Origin of the sequence: Amycolatopsis sp., assembly GCF_035276945.1 — a bacterium.
Taxonomy (GTDB): Bacteria; Actinomycetota; Actinomycetes; order Mycobacteriales; family Pseudonocardiaceae; genus Amycolatopsis_E.
The window spans coordinates 1-18140 of sequence record NZ_DATELF010000088.1; the positions used below are offsets into that span (position 1 = coordinate 1).

Below are 18140 nucleotides of genomic sequence, written 5' to 3' on the forward strand. Positions count from 1 at the left end.
TGCCCACGGCTGGCGGGCCGGTGTAACCACGGTGGTCAGCCCCTCGGTTGACCGGTCGAGCTCCTTGCGGACGAGGGTCAGCAGCACTTCGTAGGACAGGGCCAGGGCGACCGCCGGCCATGCGGCGACCAGCCGGGACACCAGCTCGGGCCGGGCCGCCGCCAGGTTGGCCGCCAACGACACCAGCAGCCCCACCGACAGGCCGATCCAGGTGAGCCAGGACGAGCGGCGGCGCGCGTACAGGACAAGCGACGAGCCGACCAGCAGGCCGTCCACGGACAGGGGCTCAAGCCACGCGCGCCAGCCTTCACCGGCCCACTCGGCGAGTTCGTGCATGTGGCTGTACGACACGACGGCGGCCACGGCGGCGACCAGCGCGACCGAAGCCGCGCCGGTCACCTGAACCCACCGGGGAACGGCGCTCACCGGCACACCCCGCAGTACCAATGGAGGGTCACGGCGACCCCGTTCAAGATCGCCAGGAGCCAGAACACGATCCACGAGCCGATCAGGAGCCGGGTCAACCGGCGCACCTCGCCGATCACCGCGCCACCTCCGCCAGCAGCGCAGCCAAGGCGGCCGACCGGGCGCCGTACTCCAGGCCGCTGTCCCAGCGGGCCGCGGTGTCGCCGTCCTCCCGCCAGCACGCGAACCAGCGGCGGCCGCCGAACCGGTGACCGCGCCACGGCCGGCCATCGCCGACCCAACCGACCGCGCGGCCGTCGACCTCGACACGGTAGGTGACCTCACCGCCCGTGTGCATCGGGTCGACCTTCACCAGCCGCGGCCGAAGCTGCCGCTCGACAACGGGGCCGTCGCACCGGTCACGGTGCTCTGCGGGCTTCGTGCAGCGCCGCACCTCGCCGGTCCCGAGGTTCTTGTACCGGATGCCGCATTCCGCGCCGGTCTCGACGGCGCCCGGCGTGGCCGGTCTGACGGTTCCGCGTCTGGCCGTCAGGACGCGGATCTCGTCGGTGAGCACGTCGTCGATCCGACGCAAGACCACGATCAGCGCGTCCAGCTCCGCGCGTAGAGCGTCGAAGGTGGCCGCCTCGGCATCGGCAGCGGGGCGGCTCACCGGGTACCACCGACAAGGTGCAGCTGGCCACGTCCGGCCGTTCTCCGTCTGGCCGTGCCGCGAACCATGCGCAGGTTCGGCCGCGCCTGCCTGGCGGTCAGCTTGGCGCGTGCCGCACGGCCGAGGATCTCCTGCGCCCGGACCATGTCGCTCAATAGGCCGTCGATCTCGGCGAGACGCGCGGTCAATGCGTCCAGGTCAGCGCGTAGCGCCGCGGTGGTGGCCGTATCGACGGCGGCCGTAGGGTTCTTCATGGGTCGGACCTCCCGTGTCCGATCAAGGCCCTCGGTTGGTGTGCCAGCACCGGCCGGGGGCCGTCCTATGTGGACGGACTTGTAGCGATCTATGTAGCGTATCTCTCGCGTCCGCGTAAGTACGCTAACATACGCAAGTATCCGTTTACCAGGGGGAAAATACGTTCGCGAACTTAAGCGAACTCAATGCCTAGACCTACGGATCAGAAGGTTGGGGGTTCGAATCCCTTCGGGCGCACAACAAGAAATGGCCTCTGACCTGCGGTTTACCCCCGATCGAGTGATCGGAAACCTGTTTCATTGTGTGCCCGGTGGGTGCCCGAGCTGTTTCCGAGGATTTCTCAGGTCTCGCTGCCTCGGCCTGTGATGGGAACTTCCTCTCGTGTCCTATTAGGACGACTTGGGTCAAGAATCTGTTGTGTGGCAATGATCGGCGTTGAAGATGTTGATCTTTGTGGGTGGGTTCAAACGGGTGCTGGTGGGCTGAAGTCGGAGGTTCTGGAGGGCTTGGTGGCCGGAATCAGAAGATCGTGACATCGCGGCCGTTCGGTGTCCCGTCGTCGTGAGCTGGGTAGATCCGGTTGGATGGCGGGGAGTGCTCATGGGGTTGTCGGGCGTGAGTGTTGTCTCTCTGATTTGGGGTGACGGCGGGGCTGCGCCCATGAGGAATTTCAGCTTTGGTTGGCGATAGGCGGCCTCCGTCGGCGGCCGATTCTGCCGGGTGGGCTGGGGCAGCGGTTCGAGCGGTTGCGCGATGAGGCGGGGATTCGGGAGGCGATGCTGCACCGGTTCCGGCACACGGTGGGCACGTATCTGGTGTCCCAGGGCAAGATCCTCAAGGCCTCGGCCCGGCTGCGGCATCGCGACCCGTCCACCACGATGCGTAACTACGTCGACGTCCTTCCGCTCGACGATGAGGACGTCGCCGACGATCTCGACCGGCTGTTCAACCCGGACTGAACCGGACGGTCTCCGTTACGGCCGGGACTTGTCGGGGCACGCGCCACATCCCGTCAGTGCGCCGTCGGTGACCTCCCCTGCGGCAGCGGCCACACCCGGCCGTGCGCTATGACGCCGAAGCGTTGCCAAGCTGGTCCTCAGCATTAGGCGGTACGCCGGTGTCCTTCCTGAGTTTGCCGTGTCGGCTGCGCCCATGTCGCGGCCGCCGACGCTACCTGTGAGGGGCTGATGCGGACGAGCGGCCGGCGCTTCACGTGTCTGGTTGTGTGAGCGCGCTGATGGTGTCTAGGTCGGTGCGTAGTTGGGCGGCCACGCCGTGATCGATGTCGGGTTGCGCGTGGGGTGGTGCCACTGTCCAGGTTCCGTCGGTGAGTCGGTCTGCGGCCAGGCTTGTCCACCGGATGCCGCTGCGCGCCAGGAGCGTGGGGGCGGTGGGCAGGCTCTGGGTGCGTAGTGCCATGCCGATGCCGGTGATGACTTCGCAGAGGTCGGCTGTCACGTCGGGTCGCCGTTGACCGTGCCGAGCCGTGCAGCGACGGCGAAGGTCGAGATCATCAGGCCGGCGTCGGCGGGGTCGAGCGGGATTGGGGGCAGGGCGTCGTCGTTGGCTTCGGTCTCGCGCATGGTTCTCCCGGCGCTGCGCGCGAGCTGGGCCGCGGTGCGGGTGTCAGGTAGTTCAAGGCACTCCGCTGGGAAATGCCGAGCTGGCTGGCGATCCGCCCGAGGTGTGCTCGCAGGAGTTGGTTCGCGCCATCGGGTTTCAGCCGCATGTTCCGGGCGGTGAACTCCCGCTCGATGGCGTCGGCGATCTCGAGGAACTGCTTGGCGCGATCGAACTCTGCCATGCCGTGAACCCTATCCAGCAATCGCTCCAGCTAAGAGATGCATCTTGTATTGCGATTGATTCACGATTCATGAATCATGAACGCGTGACGTTGCTTGAGTGTCCTCCTGAGCGCCGGATGTCGGCGGCGATGTTCGGCAACCGGTACAAGCTGGAGCTGTTGGTTGCGCTGGCGGAGGCAGGAGACGAGGGTGTGAACTTGACGCACCTAGGTGAGGTGTGTGGTGCGCCGCCGAACGTGTACTACGGGCCGATCAAGGATCTGATCAGTGTGGGGCTGGCCGAGCGTCTTGGCCGGGTGAGCGGTGATCGTCGCTGCTGGTACCGGCGGCGCGGCGCCGCGGTCTGGGAGCGTTTCCGCGCGCTGGCCGACACTTTGGCCTTGGTCGAGGCGGGTGCGCGATGAACCGGGTGGGGTTGGCTGAGGCGATCGAGGTCGCGACCGCCGGTTCGCCGGGCGGGAGCCCGGGCATGACGTGGTCGCGGTGTTCCACGGCAAGGGTGCGGATGTTCGGTGCTATGGCAGGAGTCGCCTACCAGGTCGATCCCGCCGAGTCACAGCGTCGGCGGGCCGGCGGCCACGGCGCGGTGACCGAACTTGGCATCATCGACGCACTGCTCGGGTTGCCGACCGGGATCCCGGTGCCCTGGACGGCGGTGTCGGACCGGGATCGGCGGCGGTTGCGGCGAGCGCCCTCAGGAGCGGTGGAGTCGCGCGGTGATCAGCTGGTGCGTCAGGCGACTGTCCCGTTGACGGTGCGGTTCGCGCTGGTCGCGGCTCGGCAGTGGCGGGATGGGCTGGTGAAGGCTGGACGTTTCGCGCCGTACTGTTGCCGCGCCATGCTGTTGTCGCGGGTGCCGGGGGACTTGGACGAGGCGAAAGTGCAGGCCGCGTTTTACGGCATCGGCATCTACCTGGTCTCACGTGGCGAGCTGACCACGGTCGTGGTCCCGGAGCCGTTCACCGAGTCTCGGCACAGTCCGGCGCAGTGGTGGTTCGCCGAGGAGGTCTACCGGCAGGTCAGCGACTCCTCGACGAGCGGCGGGTAGTGGGCTGGTCCGCGGTCAGCCATGCGGGCAGATCCGCCCATGCCTGTACCGGGGTGGGTGTGGGAAAAGCTCCGGGTTGATTGAGCTGGTTGTTGACGATGTCGGCGTGTGTGACCGCGGATGCGCATCGTGTCCGCCACCAGGTGGCCCGGTCACGCAACGTGCGCTGGCTGAGTAGGTCGGGGATCCAGCTGGCCCAGGTGCACATGCTGTGGCGGTGGGCGGCGGTCTGGTCGGCGCGGTCGAGGAAGGTGTTCAGCCGCCGTCCGGAGCAGGGCTGGCAGTGGCAGGCGGGAGCGGGTGTGCTGCCGTAGCGCTTGGCGATGGTGGAGCCTTTGTGCCAGGACAGCAGGTCGCCGAACAACACGCTGGGCGCGGGGTCTTCGGTGTTGCGCGCGTACGGGGTTTGGCCGACCGGGATCATGTGGCGGCGGCTGCCGCCGCTGCCGATGGACGCGGCGAACGCGCCGTGGCTGAGGGCATCGAACCCGGCGAGGTCGGTACGGAACAACGCCACGTGGCCCGCCTCGGCGACGAAGCGGCGAAGGTTGACCACGACCGCTTTGTAGCGGTCGACGGGGTCGTACTGGCCGCCGAGGAACACAGCCTTGGGCAGGGGCAGTTGGGCGAGCACCGCGATCAGGTGGGCAATGTGCTCGTCGGTGAACCAGGCGATGTCCAGGGGGGCGCTGAAAAGGACGTCATCCCGGTCGATCTTTCCGGCCTCGCGGACGGCCGCGCGCAGCGCGTCGCTGTCGCCGGCGTGAAGGTAGCCGGTTGGCGTCATCGCCACGTCGGCGCCGATGTCGCGCTGCGTCTGCAGATCCTGGTCGAGCGTGATCGGGAACAGCCCGTCCTGGGGCAGAACGAAGGGCTCGTCCTTGGTGGCCGGGGCCGCGCGGTAGCTCTCGGAATCGGCCAGCAGCAGCTTATCGAAGTTGTCGTCGCGCAGTTTGAGAATCCCCGCTCGGCTTTCGACGCCGCCCAGCACGAGGCCACCGATCTGTTCGGGCAGGGCAGGGAGCAGGGTCTTCCCGGTCCTGGCGCTGGTACAGAGCAGGACCTGGTCGGTCAGTGCTTCGACGGCGCCCCGCGGCTTGTCCGGGGCGGACAGGCGGGCGAGCGCGTCCAGCACGGCTTGCCGTTGCTGGAACTGGTCGCTGCTCGGCCGCGGGTGCGGCACCGTGGACGGGGGTACGGGCTCGATGTCATCGGTCATGATGCGTCCTCACCGGGGAAGGGAAAGGAGACACGGGGTCTGCGGCCAGGTCGGGGGAAGTACTGGTGGGGCTGGCGGCTAGGTAGAGCCGGGTGAACTCCTGGACGTGCAGGCCTGCGCGGGCGGCCAGGTCGTCGATGGTGCGGCCGTGCCGCAGGTGCCAGGCGATGGCCGCTTCGACGGCTGCGGGGGTGTCGGGCGGGAGTTCGTCGGGTTCGTTGGTGCGGTAGCCGAGGGTGGACATCTCCACGGCGAGGCTGCGGTACCGCCAGTCACTGAGGATGCCGAGCGTGTGGGCGCGGCGCAGCAACGCCCACATCGAGACGTTCCATTGTTTCTTCAGCTCGAGCAGCCGGGGTATGCCTAGCTGGCCGCCGGAGAGGTCGGTGCGGACGAGCGTGGCCGGCATCAGCAGCTCGGCGGCGAAAGCGTTGGCTTGCTTCTCCTGATCCTTGTGCGGCACCTGGTGCATGACCATGTGGCCCAGCTCGTGCGCCAGCGTGTACCGCTGCCGCTCGGCCGGGGTCCCGGTGTTGAGCAACACCAGCGGGTCCTCACCTGCCGGGCAGCAGCTGACCGCGTCGACGGGCACGGTCTCGGTGCCCGCGTCCACCTGCGCCGGGGTGAGCAGTTCCCGGCTGAGCACCAGCGCGCCGGCGTGCTCCAGGAGTTGCACAGCGGACTCTAGTGGCCCAGCCGTGGCTCCGATCGCGGCGCGGACCGCGCGCGCGGCGTCGGCGGGTGTGGTCAGGTCGTCCACCTCGACGTGCGGGATCGGCACCGTGGTCCGTGCCGGCACGTCGGCCATCAGGGACCGGACCTGCAGGCGCGTGAGATTCAGGACGGCGTGGATGCGCTTGATGTCTCCGGCCGTGGTCAACTGCCTTTTGCGGTGGTGCACCAGGCCCACGCCAGCGCCGAACTCGGGTTTGTTCGTGCGCAACAGCGACGACGGGTAGCCCAGAGCCTCCGCGTAGAGCTCCAGCCGCTCCCCGCTGACCGGAAGCTGTCCCGCCTCGGCGCGGGACACGAAGCCTTGGCTGGTCGTAGCACCCCCGGCCAGTTCGGACATCGACGTCGACAGCTGCTTCTGCGTCAAGCCTCGGGACTCGCGGGCGAGCACCAGCATGCGCGGGACCGCCGCGTCACCGATCGTCTCCGCCACCACGAACCTCCGAAGATATCCTCAATAATGTACCACGAAATATTCGCGTACCGTGCCACCTGGCGGGGGTCACTCGATCGAGGCCCTAGATCGGGATGCTTCGGTGAGCTCTGAAGCTGCGGAGCAGTTCAGAGAACGCGCTCAGACATGGTCGGAGAACCCATGGCTCATCTGGGAAAAGCGACGGATTCAGAGCCTGCGGACAGGTGCGCGGACAACGAAGGGGCTCGTTGCGGATTCTCCGGCTGTAGCCCGTGCTTCGTATACGAGCGAAGCACTCGCGTCCGCGTCCAATGGACTGGGGGACAATGGAGCGATCGGCCTCGACGCGTGCTCGAATTCTCAACGAAGGTTCCGCGCGTTGCTAGCCCTGTACCTATTTAACGCTGGGCAGATTGGCGCACCGCCAAAGGATGCCAGCGCCTACCATTACCGCGTACAACCTGAATATCTCACCACGACACAACGAGCTTGTAATCTTCACCAACGCGTCGGATAACGTGACCAACTGGCTTGTACCTCAGTCAAATTCCGGCTTGGGCTTGCCGGGAATGCGGCTGCAGAGCCAGCCGAACGGCAGCACATATCGCCTGGTCCACCTTCCCACTGGCGCTCGACTCACCGTCACGTCACGCGATGAAGGAAGTATGGGTTTCTCCGATGGGGAAGAGTGGTCGAGCCGAGCGCGGTTCGTTGTTGACGTTCCCGTAAGCCGCAAAGAGCAAACCAGCCTGGCAAGTATCCCGCCGATGTCCGAAGACATGACACGCATACTTGCAGCACTCGTCGTCCGTATCTGTACAAAACATCCACGCAACCGGTGGGCACTGGGCACATGGGCATGGGATCCCCTCAATCGCAGCCCAAGGCCAGAATGCAGTTCCAGCAATACGCTTAGGTCGTTGTGGGGCGCCAACAACGACTGGGAACTGCGCTGGGAAGGCTACCCGTTTCCCGACGACGTAGCTGCTTCCTTCACCGACCCAGTCATCGGTCTCGATGGAGTCGAGGTCACTGGCATAGACCCGGTTTACGACATCGCCCTCAACGACGCTGTTGTACACATCCGTCATTGGCCCGCCGCGGCATCCAGGCGTCTGGGAGACCGCCGATGACCCGTACCGCTCGACGCCCCGATCCTCAGCTCTTACCCATAGTGCACTTGATCCGGCACATCGTTGGATGCGACGAAAGGACTCGTCGTGCGTCGACGCTGATGCTCGTCATAACCGCGGCTGCTGCGACCCTGATTCTGCTCGTGATCGTTGCTTTGGCATTACTCGGAGCTGCTCGTTTTGGGCTGGTATCCACCGTGACTGCGGTGGCCGCGAGCGGTCTGACGCTGTCGCGCCGACGGCGCAAGTAGTCGACCTGCGGTCGTAGCCTAAGAAAGTGTGGTCCGGCTCGTAACGCTCAGGTTCCCGACGGAGCTCACACCGGTGAGCATGACCGACAACTAGCGCAGCACCGAGCACAGCTCGACCGCGGCTCTGCAACTCACGAACCGTCCCTGCGCACCGTCTTGGCGATTTGGAGGATTTCCGCGCGTTACCGGTAGGCGCGCGTGGCCCAGTCACCCGGCGCGTTCTGACGGCCCAGCGTCGCGACCAGATCCGTTGGCAAGTCCTGACGAATCGTACCGAACGCCGCTACGGCGTTGTCGACATCGTCGTGGCAGCGCTCTGCCGCGATCTCACTGCGACTCTTTCAGAAGGAATTGTTAGCTTTTTGGCATTCGGCGCCGCTCCATTTCCGCCACAACCACATTTCTCCAACAGCGCCGCCGCCTGACCGAGAACGACGGCCGCAGCCGGCGCAAACGCCGCCCGCGTCGTCCAATACGCCGCACCATCTCAGCGTCGACCCGGCCAGGCCGCTGTCGGTTACCGCAGCCGCGACTGCAGCGACCAGTTCGCCCTGATCAGCACCGGTTAACGCTCCTTCACACAACTCCGATGCGACGCTAACCGGATCGTCGGCCTGTGCGAGTAGTGCGCCAACGGTTTCACACGGTCCAGTACGGCTGCCATGACACAGTCTTCCCGTCTGGGCGGACCGGCCTGTCCGACGGCGTAGGAGCCCCCGCCAGCGGCGGTAGCGTCCCAAACAGGAGATTCCGGTCCAGTACGGTATTGAATCGCGCGCACGCCACCTCGGACACGTGCAGGCAGGCCGCACACGACCCGCCGAAACTGGTCCGGCATGGTGGGTCGAACATGCACCGCGACTCCATCGCGAGTTCGGTGAGGGCGTCCGGCAGGTCGTACCGGTAGACATGCTCAAGCCCACCAAGGACGAACTGGCTGCGGGTGTTCGCGTACAGCAGGAACGCCACGTTTGATGGGAACAGAAACTCCGCTAGTGAGTCCACGTTCAACCCACACCGGGCAGCGAGCGCCTTCATCGCACGGTGAGCGAACGAATGTGTCAACCCGAGCACGGCGGCGCTGATCTTGTTCTCAGGAGGCTTGAAGATGTCCGTCACCGGCGTCGTCACCTGGAATAGCCACCGCTGGGCGGATACGGGGTCGGTCACGCCTGGGTCGTCTACCAGGCCGGAGCGGACCAGCCAGTCGACGACCTTGACCGGATCGAGGCGAAACAGCAGTCCCTCGGTCTCGGTCCGCACTCCGTACATACGCATCTTCCCCGACTTGGACCCGGTGAAGAATCTGAAGTGGCTCGCCACAGGTTGCCCCGACCGGGTCATCGTGACCGCCTTGGACGAGTTGCGGGTGTACCCGGCGACCACATACGCGATCGGCAGCTGCCGCAGTAACGACACCTGCGCCAGCCCGTGCCGAGAGAACAAAGCCGGGTAGTCGGCGTACACGGGCTCCAGCGGTGTCCCTTTCGCCATGTCCAGCAACTGCACGGCGGTCAGTTGCTCAGCGCACGCAAGTGACAGCTGTCGACACTCCTCGCCGAGGGTTTCGAGCGTCTCCTCGTCCAGTCCGAGTGCGTCGACGTCGTCACGCCATGCCGGCGCCGCCCCAGCCCGTGCCTGGGCCTTCGCCAGACCGGCGTCGTAGATTGGGTCACCCGGCTGGACGCCCAGGGCGAGCATTGTCGCCTTGAACTGTTCTACGACGTCATCCGGACTGGCACGTCCGATCTGTTTGAGGCCATTGATGCCCGGTTTGAGGACCCCGAGCGCCTGCGCGACCGCCGCCGTGTGTACTTGCTTGTGCGCCAGTTGCGTGTACTCGTTGCGCGTCGGCGGGTTCAGCACCGTGATCGTCTGCGGGTAGTACGCCTCAGACCGCGGGATTCGGTCCACCCGCACCCGGCCAGTGCGGCACGTTGAGCAGCCCCGCACGACAGGAGTACGAGACCGGGTTCCGCACTTCATGCATCGCCAAAACCACCGGTTGGTTTGCAGTGTCGGGGTATTGAGCAGTGCCATCGAGCCGCCGCATCGGTTGTCACATCGCGGTGGTTTTAGGGGCGCGAGGTGGCCACACTCGTGCATCTCCGCCCATGTGAACTGGCGCATCGCGCCGTGCTGAGGGCACTTCGGGACATTGCTGTGCGCGTTGATAGTGGTGAACCGGCCGCAGTTGGAACAGTGGAACGTGTTCGGGAACCTCACCGCTTGCAAGTCCTCGGCTTTGACGAGTTCGAACAGCAGCCCGTCGATGGTCGCCAGTTCGTTGCCGACGTTCGGTGCGCCGGACACCGCCTCGGCGAACGGGCGCACGAGCCGACGCAACTGCGGCGCGACCCACCCCTCCGGCACGTCCAGCGGCGACACCTGCTTGGGGTTGTCCCCGACGACGGTCGCCTTCCGCGGCCAGTTGTACGGCTGGCCAGGCATGTGGCGCCACAGCGCCTGAATATTGGTCCGGTTCAGCTCTTCCATGGTCATGAAAGCTCATCCTTCGCCAGGTTCATCACGGAACTCGGTGCGGCGCCGCGCCTTGCGGTCATCGTCGTGACGCTGACAGCCATTCGCGCCGCTTACAGGTCTGCGTAGATAGTGATCGGTTCCTCGATGTCGCGCAGACTGCGCGGTACCGGCGGCGTCAACAGCGCGGGGAGCCGCAGCTTGCCCTCGGCGCTGAGTGGCAGGGTGGTAAGCGCGTTCGCGACCCAACATTCGATTGCGTCCCGGTGCATCGCGAACAGCACGCCCTTTTCCGGCACGCCGAATCCCGCACGCAGGTTCTCTACGAGCAGTTTATGGTCCAGGTATCCGGCAGCAACCGCGTCACGAAAGGCGGTTGAATCGCCGAGGCTGTACCTGCGCGGGCCACCCGTGACCCATCCGCGGTCGTGAACCTGCAGCAGCCACGCCATGAGGCCGCCCGACAGGACGCGCCGGAGGATCGGCAGCGACTCGCGATTGACTGGGACTTTGTGCACGAGCCGGTCGAGGAACGAGATCCAGTAGGAGAAGTACCGGTAGACCGACACGTCACGGTCGCGGGTCGGGTTGATGATGTAGACGACCAACCCCGGCCACTTACGGCCGACCCGCGCGGACGCCTGAATGATCTCGGCCGCAGATGTCGGCGTGCCCATTACGGTCATTACACCGAGGCGAGCGACATCAAACCCGTGCCCGATCGCTTTGGTTGCGGCGATGATCCGTACCCGATCCGCCACCGAGTCAGGTGGGTCGACCAGCCGCTGGACCGCGTCGCGGATTGCGGCCGGTTCAGCGTCCCCGTTGATGGTGGCGAGATTCGACTGGTTGCTTAGAAGGTTGTGCACATCGTCGTCACGGGTGAACGACGACAGGTCCTCGTTGCGCAGGCAGTACGCGAGTAGCACTTCGTACAGGTCACGCCCGGCCTTTCCAGCAGCTTCAAGGTTGGCAGGGTCGGTTGGGTCCAGTCCGGCCTCGGCCAGTACGTCAATGGGATTCTCAAGGAGGTCGGCGAGCCATGCGGCGTGGCTAAGCGCGACCTCGCGTGCAGCGGTGACCATCGTGATGCGCCGCGGCTGCACACCGAGGAACCGGCGCAACGGGACGGTGGGGTGAGTCGTAGACCAGAACGTCTCGCCGATGTGTGGGCCGGTGACCGGGAATCGGCGCGCGGTCCGCTGGTACAAGTGGTCGACCTGCGCCTGGTACCCCTCGATGGTTGCGGTCGCGCCGACGATCTGCATCGGCTCATTGCCTAAGTGCGTGCTGATGGCCTGCAGCAGTGTCTCGTACATGCCGTCCAGCGCGCCGAGTGATTCATCGAGCAGATGGAGCTCGTCGGCGATCTCGAGCCGCACCGCGCCCATTCCATCCGGGATCGGTGCTCGAGCGGCGGTACAGCCGAAGACGGCGCACTGTGTGATGCCGGTGTAGCCGTGCTTGGGGCAGCGGGACGCAGCCCGGCCGAGTAGGACCTGGAACTGACGAGCCTGCCCGAGCTGGGCGAGTTTGTCGACAGTGCCGACCAACACCGCAGGCGCGTTGCGGTAGATGTCGTCATCCACACCCCATACGGGCAGGACTCCATTCATCCGACAGCCTGCTGTGCGGCAGATGTGCCGCATCGTCCAGGAATCGCTGTCGAACGACACCTGCGAAGTGTTGCCGCACAGCGGGCACACGTCGAGCACGCGGCATGCCTCGGCCGTCTCGGGATCGTTCGGGTCGAGGCCCGTGAAGTACGGCGAACTCGGGTCCAGCAGCCGGTTCGGGGTGTTTCCGCCGCCGACAAAGTAGCCGATACCGAATCGGTCGCCACCGCTGATGCGAGGGTCCTTTGCACGCAGCAACTCGGCTTGGAACACCATGCGAGCGAACCGCTCGGTCTGTTGTAACGCGAGCAGCCGCAGTGGGAACCGCGCCCAAACCTGCGCGCCTGCGGTCACGCCGTTCAGGCGGCCGTAGAACAGCGTCGCGATCATTAGCCCGAGATACGCCTCGGACTTGCCGCCACCGGTCGCAAACCAGACTATGTTCACGTCCTGGTGCGAGGCTGGGTTGACCATGCCCGGTAGCGACCCGACGATCCACGCGACTTGGAAGGGCCGCCACGCGGTGTAGGTCGGCTTGCCGTCCAGGCCAACCGCGGCCGCCTGGACGACCCGGTTCGCGTACACAAATGCATCGCGGACCTTGTCGTTGTCCTGAAGGAGGTCCAGTCCAGACTGAACCCACTCCACTTCTTCACGAGCAGCTCTTGCGTCGGCGTCGGCGGCCTTACGTGCGGTATCGTCCCAGCCGCGTTCGGCGGCGAGCCTGTCCAGCGCTTGGGACGACCATTCCTGCTCGACCCAGGCGCGATGCGCCGCGACCAAAGCGACGACCGCGCCGACCGGATCGGCAGTGAGCTTGTCAAATGCAACATCGATGGGCCAGACGGTGCCATCGGCGGCGGTGAACCGTTCACGGGCGTCAACGCGCTTAGTTTGCTGTTCGGCCGCAAACAGTGTGGATAGGGTGGATGTGCCGTCGCCGTTGTCGGCGACTCCGACGGCGCACGCGTGTCCGAACGCAGGCACATGCCGGTTGTACCGGTAGGACTGTGCGACCTGCTCGAGTTCATACGGGACGAGCGGCCGGTCGACGTCCGCTGTCATCGACACCTCGTACAGCAACGGATCGAAGTAGTCTCGCTCGAGCGGGTGGGTACCGTCGATGGTCTGAGCGTCGAGCTCAGGCGTCGTGTTGATGACGGTCAGCAACACTTCCCAGCCGGTTTCGAGAGGGTTGACGTCGACCTGCACCGCAGCGGAGAACCGCGCCGGGAGCACATCATCGGCGGCTAAGAGCTCGTTGGCGGCGTACCGGGCCCAGGTGCGTGCGTCGAGCATGTCGTCGTCGCGGGGCAGCGACCCTGGTGGGCCAGATAGACGGCGGGAGCGGAACAGGGACGACCCGGCCGGCGGCTTGGCGGCCGCGGTGAATGCTGCGGTGAGCTCGTCGACACCGACCCGCCACGATCCAGTCTGTCCTGCAGGGAGGTCGACAGTGAACCTAATCGGACCAGTTTGGGCTTTGACCCACACCTGGGCGAGCTTGTGCCCCTGCTGGTTCGAGCCCGATTGGCCCGGAGGCTGCTGAACGCCGGGAGATCCGTCGCCACCGCCGTCGCCGAGTTCGTTCACCGCAGCGCGCTGCTCCTCGACAGTCGGGTGCAACGCCAGGTAAATCACGGCGGAGACGGTTACGTTGAGTGTCGCTGGGAGCTCTGCCACTCGGAATGAGAAGCCTTGGGCGGCTGGGACGATCTTGCTGTGGTAGCCGAACCCGGACTGCTGGTCGGAGATCAGCTGCGGCTCACTGGTGAGCATCCCCAGCCACAGTCGGGACTGCGGGGAATTGATCAGGCGCGTTCCTACGGGTATATGGCGGCCGACCGCGGTCGCTGTGACGCGTTCGGCGAGGCTGCCGAGCAGCGCGTCGTAGCGCAGGGCTACAGCGGTGTCGCCCGGTGGCCTGCTGTCGGCTGTGGGCTCGACGGCCGGGCCAGTGTTGGATGAGGTAACCGTCATGGTTTCTCCGCGACGTGATGCCCGTGCACGTCGGGCAGGCAGCTTTCGAGTCGAAGCTACCTGGCGCCGGTATGTGGACGGGACGTGATCGGTCAGTGTTCAGTTGTTCCACGTACTCGCAATCATCGGCATTGCTGTCGAAAACGTTAGGCCTGGTCGGCAACGGCGCCTTTCGTTGTAGCCAGGCCGGGCAGAGCGGGGCCTTCTACTTAAAGCTGTCGTCCCAGTGTCAAGCGGGGAATAATGCCGTCCTTAGGGTTGGCACCGACATCCGGTGCGGCATCAGCGGGGATTTGGCGTTTCGGCGTTCCTAGTCGCCGCCGTTTGCGCGGTGACTGTGCAACTCTCGACCAGGTCATCGGCCTGACGCGCGGGCAGGACCAATCCGAGCGTCTCAGTCCCCGCGTAGCGCCCGGGCCGCGCATCGACATCGACCACCACGTAGTCAGTGACCGAGTCGAGCAGGTCGGCGACATGCAGACCGATTTCGGCATCAATTACGGCGTCGGCGGTGCTAGCCGTCGCGGCATCCACTCGTGAAGCGAGCCAACGTCCAAGCTTGCGGTCCACGCGGTGCATGGTGCGCAGTGCCGTTCCCACTTGCGCTGCGTACTTCTCGAGGATCTCGTCGCCGACCGCGCGGGCGAACCGTGTGATGTCATCGCCATCCGCCGGACCATCAACCACGCCGTTCACCCAGGTGCCGACGGTTCCAGGGTGCGTGATCACGGTGCCGGACATCCTTGTGAGGATTTCCCGATACGTCAGGCCGGACGTCCGCCCTGCCCGCGCAGCCCGTTCATGCCATAGGTCGATGAAGCTGGTCAGACCTGCGTACTCTGGCCGTTCGGCGAGCTTGGCTGAGATCGTCTCCCGCAAGTCGCGTCGTGCGCTGCGGTCGACTAAAACGACCGTGTCGCCGGCCTCCAAAGCCTTCGCCGCGACCCGTAGTAGCTCCACGCCGCGCCGCCGGGTCAGCAGGTCGTTCGGAGCGGCGAGCAACGCGGACTGCTCGCCGGACTCGGCCTCGTCGAGGTACACGGTGACAATCTCGGTCGCGCCGGGCGGGTCCTGGCCACGTACCGTGTGTCGCCCGACGTCCTCACCGGTCTGGACGGCATTGAGTAACGAGAGCAGGTCGACGGTGAACGGATCCCATACCTCGTCGGCTGCGGAGAGTTCGTCGTCGATCAGCCCGCGTTCGGCATCCCCCTCGACGACCGACACCGCGTCGGCGGGGTGTTCGTCTACGACACTCGCGGCGAGTTGTATCGCCAGCTGAGGAGCGGATATTTCCACGGTTTCGCGGCGCAGTTGTGCCAGAGCCGTCCGCGCAGCGACGGCCTGCCGAACCGCTCGAGCGCCCTCACGGGGCCCGCAGGTGAGCAGGTGCAGCCGCGGCGCTGGCGGCGTTGCAAGCAGCGCGGCGTGTGCGCGGGGGACGGTGCCGGCCAGGTACATTTCGTCCCAGGTGGTGGCGCTCGCAACCCGTCTGAGCTGCTCCAGGCCGAGGATATCGAGGCGCTGGTCCCATCCGAGGGGCGTGTGTGGTGACTCGCGCAGCGCGGCCCGCAGCGCCGCAGCCGCTGTGCGATTCCGCACCACGATCGCCGTTCGCTGCGACCGCTCCGCCACATTGGCGACCACTCGGATCAGTTCCCCGGTGCGGGGCGAGCCGTCTGCGGCTGCCACGGCATGGCGCATCGCTGCGGTGACGTCCGCCCACGCGTCCCGCATTGCGCGTCGGGCGTGCGATGAGTACTGGCGGGCTGTGTCCGCTGCTCTGCCGAGACTGATCGCGTACGGGTTGTTGCGTACATGCCGGTCGTACTGTGCCGGTGACACCGGCAGCAGCGCGAGCGTGTTGAACACGCCACGGGCCCACGCCAGACCCCGCAGAACGACCTGGTCACTGCCAACTCCCATGGCATCCCTGGCAAGCTTACCGAGTGTGGACCATAGGCTGGCCAGTGCGTCGTCCATATCGGTCGAGCCAGGTGGAATGTGCACTGCGACAGTTGAGACACCCGCGGCGGTCAAGGTTGCAGGCGCAGCCAACAACGACGTCGGAGGAACGGCACCGGGAGGCGCAGTCGTCACCGGACGCGCCAGTCTCCCGAGCGTCGGCGCATCCCACGACCACGTCATGCCGCCTGCCGCCCGGACTGTCTCAAGCCGTGCGTCGGTCAGGTCCCCGGTTAGATAAATCAACGGCGCCCGACGCGGAGTCTGCTTAAGCAACACAGCGAAGATGTCATCGTTGACCGCACCAGCATCCACGACCACGGCCTCTAGAGTTTCCGCGAACGGAAGGATGCGTGTGGCGTCGCTTGACAGGAATAGGCGCCCTGGGGCATGCGGATCGGTGCTGCCGACGACCGTGACGGCCCCGCCTGGCGAGATCCGGGCACGGGGCACCAAGGCTGACAACCGCTGCCCGCGAAACGACAGGTTGTCGTACAGTTGGCGGTCCGCTAGGGCAGTGGAGCAGGCGGCGACCCGAACGTTCATCCGGCCGCGGTTGAGAGCTGCCCGCAGCACGGTCGCCGCTCCGAGCGTGACCGCTGCCGCACCGCCGGGGACCGGCAGGATCACCGCAAGCGGTACACGTGCCGACAGAGCCCGGTCAGCCGCATCCAGCAGCTCGACGTCCAAACCGGTCGGTACGAGCCGTTGCGTCCGCGCGCCCACCGCGAGGCCTAGCTGGCCAGATATGAGCAGCTGGGCGAAGCGCGATGTGGGCTGCATGGCGCGAGCCTAGCTCTCCGGTCCCATGGCCCGCCCGACACGAAGATCGCGGCGGTCAAATCCGTCAGCCATCCGCCGTACGGTGTGAGCCCCGCGCACCTCATAACCAGCAAACGAAGTAATCGTAATGATCGTAGTTGTAATGACCGCTTTCCGTCCGTCGATAAGCTTAATTGGGCGCATCCTGGGAGAGGCTCCGGCGCAGTCGCAGGTCTGCGACGTTAGTGGGCCATCTCGCCCGGCAGGGGTGAAAGCGAACGCGAAGGAGCACGGGTGGCTGAGAATGCCGGCGATGACGGCGAGGAATTTGACTACTTCGAGCTCACGGAGGATGAGCAGCGGGCGCTGCGCCCCGCTCGGCTCGCGAAGGCAGCCGCCGGACACCTGTCGCTGCGGGATCTCACCGCCGAAGTACGTCGGCTGTCCCAACCTGACACTGTTCGCCTCACCCGGGCATTGAAGAAGAACGCGAACTCCCCCGCACCCGCCGTCGCTCAGGGCGTGCGGAGCGCCCTTGCTCGCCTCAACACGGACAGGGCGGCCACCACGCTCCACGATGCTTTGCATTACGCGGTGCTGGCGGCCTGCGGGACTAGCGGATTGGACATCAACGAACTCGCCGCGCTCCTTGCCGCCAACGGCCCGCAACTCGGGTTTCTCGCCAACTACCCCCTCCGCGACAGCCTTGCCGCTGGCCCGCGAGAGTTCGGTGTTTCCGCCAGCATTCGGGCCGCAGTCTGGTCTTCAATGATCTGCAGCGGCCACGCGGGCGCGATCGCTGCGCTCGCGTGGTTGGTGGCCGAGTCGCCCGAGTTCTGGAGCGATGAGCAACGCGATACCGTCGGCGCTGTCTGGGCACGGGTTTGCGAACGGCTGCCCGAGCTCCCGGCGCGGCCCAAGTCCCTTGAGACACTGTGCGAGGTCGTCACTGACCTTGAACGGTCGGGAGAGATCGACTCGCTCGCCGCTGCCGCGCGCACGGCATCTGCCGGTGACGCCGGTTCTGTCGACTCTTCTCCTGAGCGCCTGGCTCAGCTCGCCGAACAGGTGAGGGCGCTTCAGGAAAACTACGGAGATGTGCGCGATGGCGCGCTGACCGAGCTCAGCGCGGACATGACGTCCGGGCGCATCCTGTCTTCGACTGCAGTGGAAGCAGTGGTGCGCATCAGGAGCGAGATGGTTACCACTCTGACTGCGGTGGCGGCCGCCACCGCATCGCCAGTTGCGGACACCCTAGACCTCAAATAAGCGAGGTTTGGGGCTGGGGGTGTTGTTGGGCGTTGGGACCGGGTGGATGATGTTTAGGTTGGGTTTGCGGCGGCTGTTGGGTCGGTTCCCGCGGGTTGTCAGGGGCGGGTCGTGTCCGTTTTGATGTTTTT

The 18140-nt window shown here is 66.0% G+C and carries 16 protein-coding genes; 5 read left to right on the forward strand and 11 right to left on the reverse strand.

Annotated features, from left to right (window positions below):
• The 4 genes from VJT49_RS14915 to VJT49_RS14930 form a co-directional block, all read right to left on the reverse strand.
• A partial coding sequence (locus VJT49_RS14915; protein WP_324165401.1) for a DUF2637 domain-containing protein occupies positions 1-426 on the reverse strand: 426 nt, incomplete at its 3' end.
• Entirely contained in the window at positions 423-545 is a 123-nt protein-coding gene (locus tag VJT49_RS14920) for a hypothetical protein (protein ID WP_324165402.1), read from the reverse strand. The genes VJT49_RS14915 and VJT49_RS14920, both read right to left, overlap by 4 nt.
• Positions 542-1078: a hypothetical protein gene (locus VJT49_RS14925; protein ID WP_324165404.1), complete on the reverse strand. Its 537-nt coding sequence runs from the start codon at positions 1076-1078 to the stop codon at positions 542-544. Before VJT49_RS14925 ends, VJT49_RS14920 begins: the two co-directional genes overlap by 4 nt.
• A complete protein-coding gene (locus VJT49_RS14930) occupies positions 1075-1332 on the reverse strand; it encodes a hypothetical protein (RefSeq protein ID WP_324165405.1) in 258 nt (85 codons plus the stop codon). Before VJT49_RS14930 ends, VJT49_RS14925 begins: the two co-directional genes overlap by 4 nt.
• Before the next feature lie 681 nt (positions 1333-2013).
• On the opposite strand from VJT49_RS14930, the gene VJT49_RS14935 reads away from it, so the two are divergent.
• On the forward strand, positions 2014-2292 hold the full coding sequence (locus VJT49_RS14935; RefSeq protein WP_324165406.1) for a tyrosine-type recombinase/integrase: 279 nt from the start codon (positions 2014-2016) through the stop codon (positions 2290-2292).
• 250 nt (positions 2293-2542) lie between these two features.
• Here the strand turns inward: VJT49_RS14935 and VJT49_RS14940 are convergent, their stop codons facing one another.
• Together VJT49_RS14940 and VJT49_RS14945 are read right to left on the reverse strand one after the other, a co-directional pair.
• Positions 2543-2791: a hypothetical protein gene (locus VJT49_RS14940; protein WP_324165407.1), complete on the reverse strand. Its 249-nt coding sequence runs from the start codon at positions 2789-2791 to the stop codon at positions 2543-2545.
• The gene (locus tag VJT49_RS14945; protein ID WP_324165408.1) at positions 2788-2916 is read right to left on the reverse strand and encodes a hypothetical protein; all 129 of its coding nucleotides are present in this window, start codon (positions 2914-2916) and stop codon (positions 2788-2790) included. The genes VJT49_RS14940 and VJT49_RS14945 overlap by 4 nt, the downstream gene beginning before the upstream one ends.
• Positions 2917-3017: 101 nt before the next feature.
• Between VJT49_RS14945 and VJT49_RS14950 the strand changes: the two genes are divergently transcribed.
• Together VJT49_RS14950 and VJT49_RS14955 are read left to right on the forward strand one after the other, a co-directional pair.
• On the forward strand, positions 3018-3542 hold the full coding sequence (locus tag VJT49_RS14950) for a hypothetical protein (protein WP_324165409.1): 525 nt from the start codon (positions 3018-3020) through the stop codon (positions 3540-3542).
• A gap of 113 nt (positions 3543-3655) precedes the next feature.
• Entirely contained in the window at positions 3656-4186 is a 531-nt protein-coding gene (locus VJT49_RS14955; RefSeq protein ID WP_324165410.1) for a hypothetical protein, read from the forward strand.
• Here VJT49_RS14955 and VJT49_RS14960 read toward each other — a convergent pair.
• A complete protein-coding gene (locus VJT49_RS14960) occupies positions 4158-5405 on the reverse strand; it encodes a hypothetical protein (protein WP_324165411.1) in 1248 nt (415 codons plus the stop codon). The genes VJT49_RS14955 and VJT49_RS14960 overlap by 29 nt on opposite strands.
• Complete coding sequence (locus VJT49_RS14965; protein WP_324165412.1) at positions 5395-6570, reverse strand: XRE family transcriptional regulator; 1176 nt, start codon at positions 6568-6570, stop codon at positions 5395-5397. Before VJT49_RS14965 ends, VJT49_RS14960 begins: the two co-directional genes overlap by 11 nt.
• A 902-nt stretch (positions 6571-7472) precedes the next feature.
• Between VJT49_RS14965 and VJT49_RS14970 the strand changes: the two genes are divergently transcribed.
• Positions 7473-7685 carry a hypothetical protein gene (locus VJT49_RS14970; protein WP_324165413.1) on the forward strand — a complete coding sequence of 71 codons (213 nt, stop codon included), beginning with the start codon at positions 7473-7475 and terminating at the stop codon, positions 7683-7685.
• A gap of 890 nt (positions 7686-8575) precedes the next feature.
• On the opposite strand, the gene VJT49_RS14975 is transcribed toward VJT49_RS14970, so the two are convergent.
• From VJT49_RS14975 to VJT49_RS14985, 3 genes are all read right to left on the reverse strand, one after another.
• Positions 8576-10438 carry a hypothetical protein gene (locus VJT49_RS14975; protein WP_324165414.1) on the reverse strand — a complete coding sequence of 621 codons (1863 nt, stop codon included), beginning with the start codon at positions 10436-10438 and terminating at the stop codon, positions 8576-8578.
• A gap of 92 nt (positions 10439-10530) precedes the next feature.
• A complete protein-coding gene (locus tag VJT49_RS14980) occupies positions 10531-14013 on the reverse strand; it encodes a hypothetical protein (RefSeq protein ID WP_324165415.1) in 3483 nt (1160 codons plus the stop codon).
• A 282-nt stretch (positions 14014-14295) separates the two neighbouring features.
• Positions 14296-16761: a hypothetical protein gene (locus tag VJT49_RS14985; protein WP_324165416.1), complete on the reverse strand. Its 2466-nt coding sequence runs from the start codon at positions 16759-16761 to the stop codon at positions 14296-14298.
• A gap of 273 nt (positions 16762-17034) precedes the next feature.
• On the opposite strand from VJT49_RS14985, the gene VJT49_RS14990 reads away from it, so the two are divergent.
• Positions 17035-18009 (forward strand): hypothetical protein, encoded by a 975-nt coding sequence (locus VJT49_RS14990; protein ID WP_324165417.1) that lies wholly within the window; start codon positions 17035-17037, stop codon positions 18007-18009.
• Positions 18010-18140 lie beyond the last annotated feature (131 nt).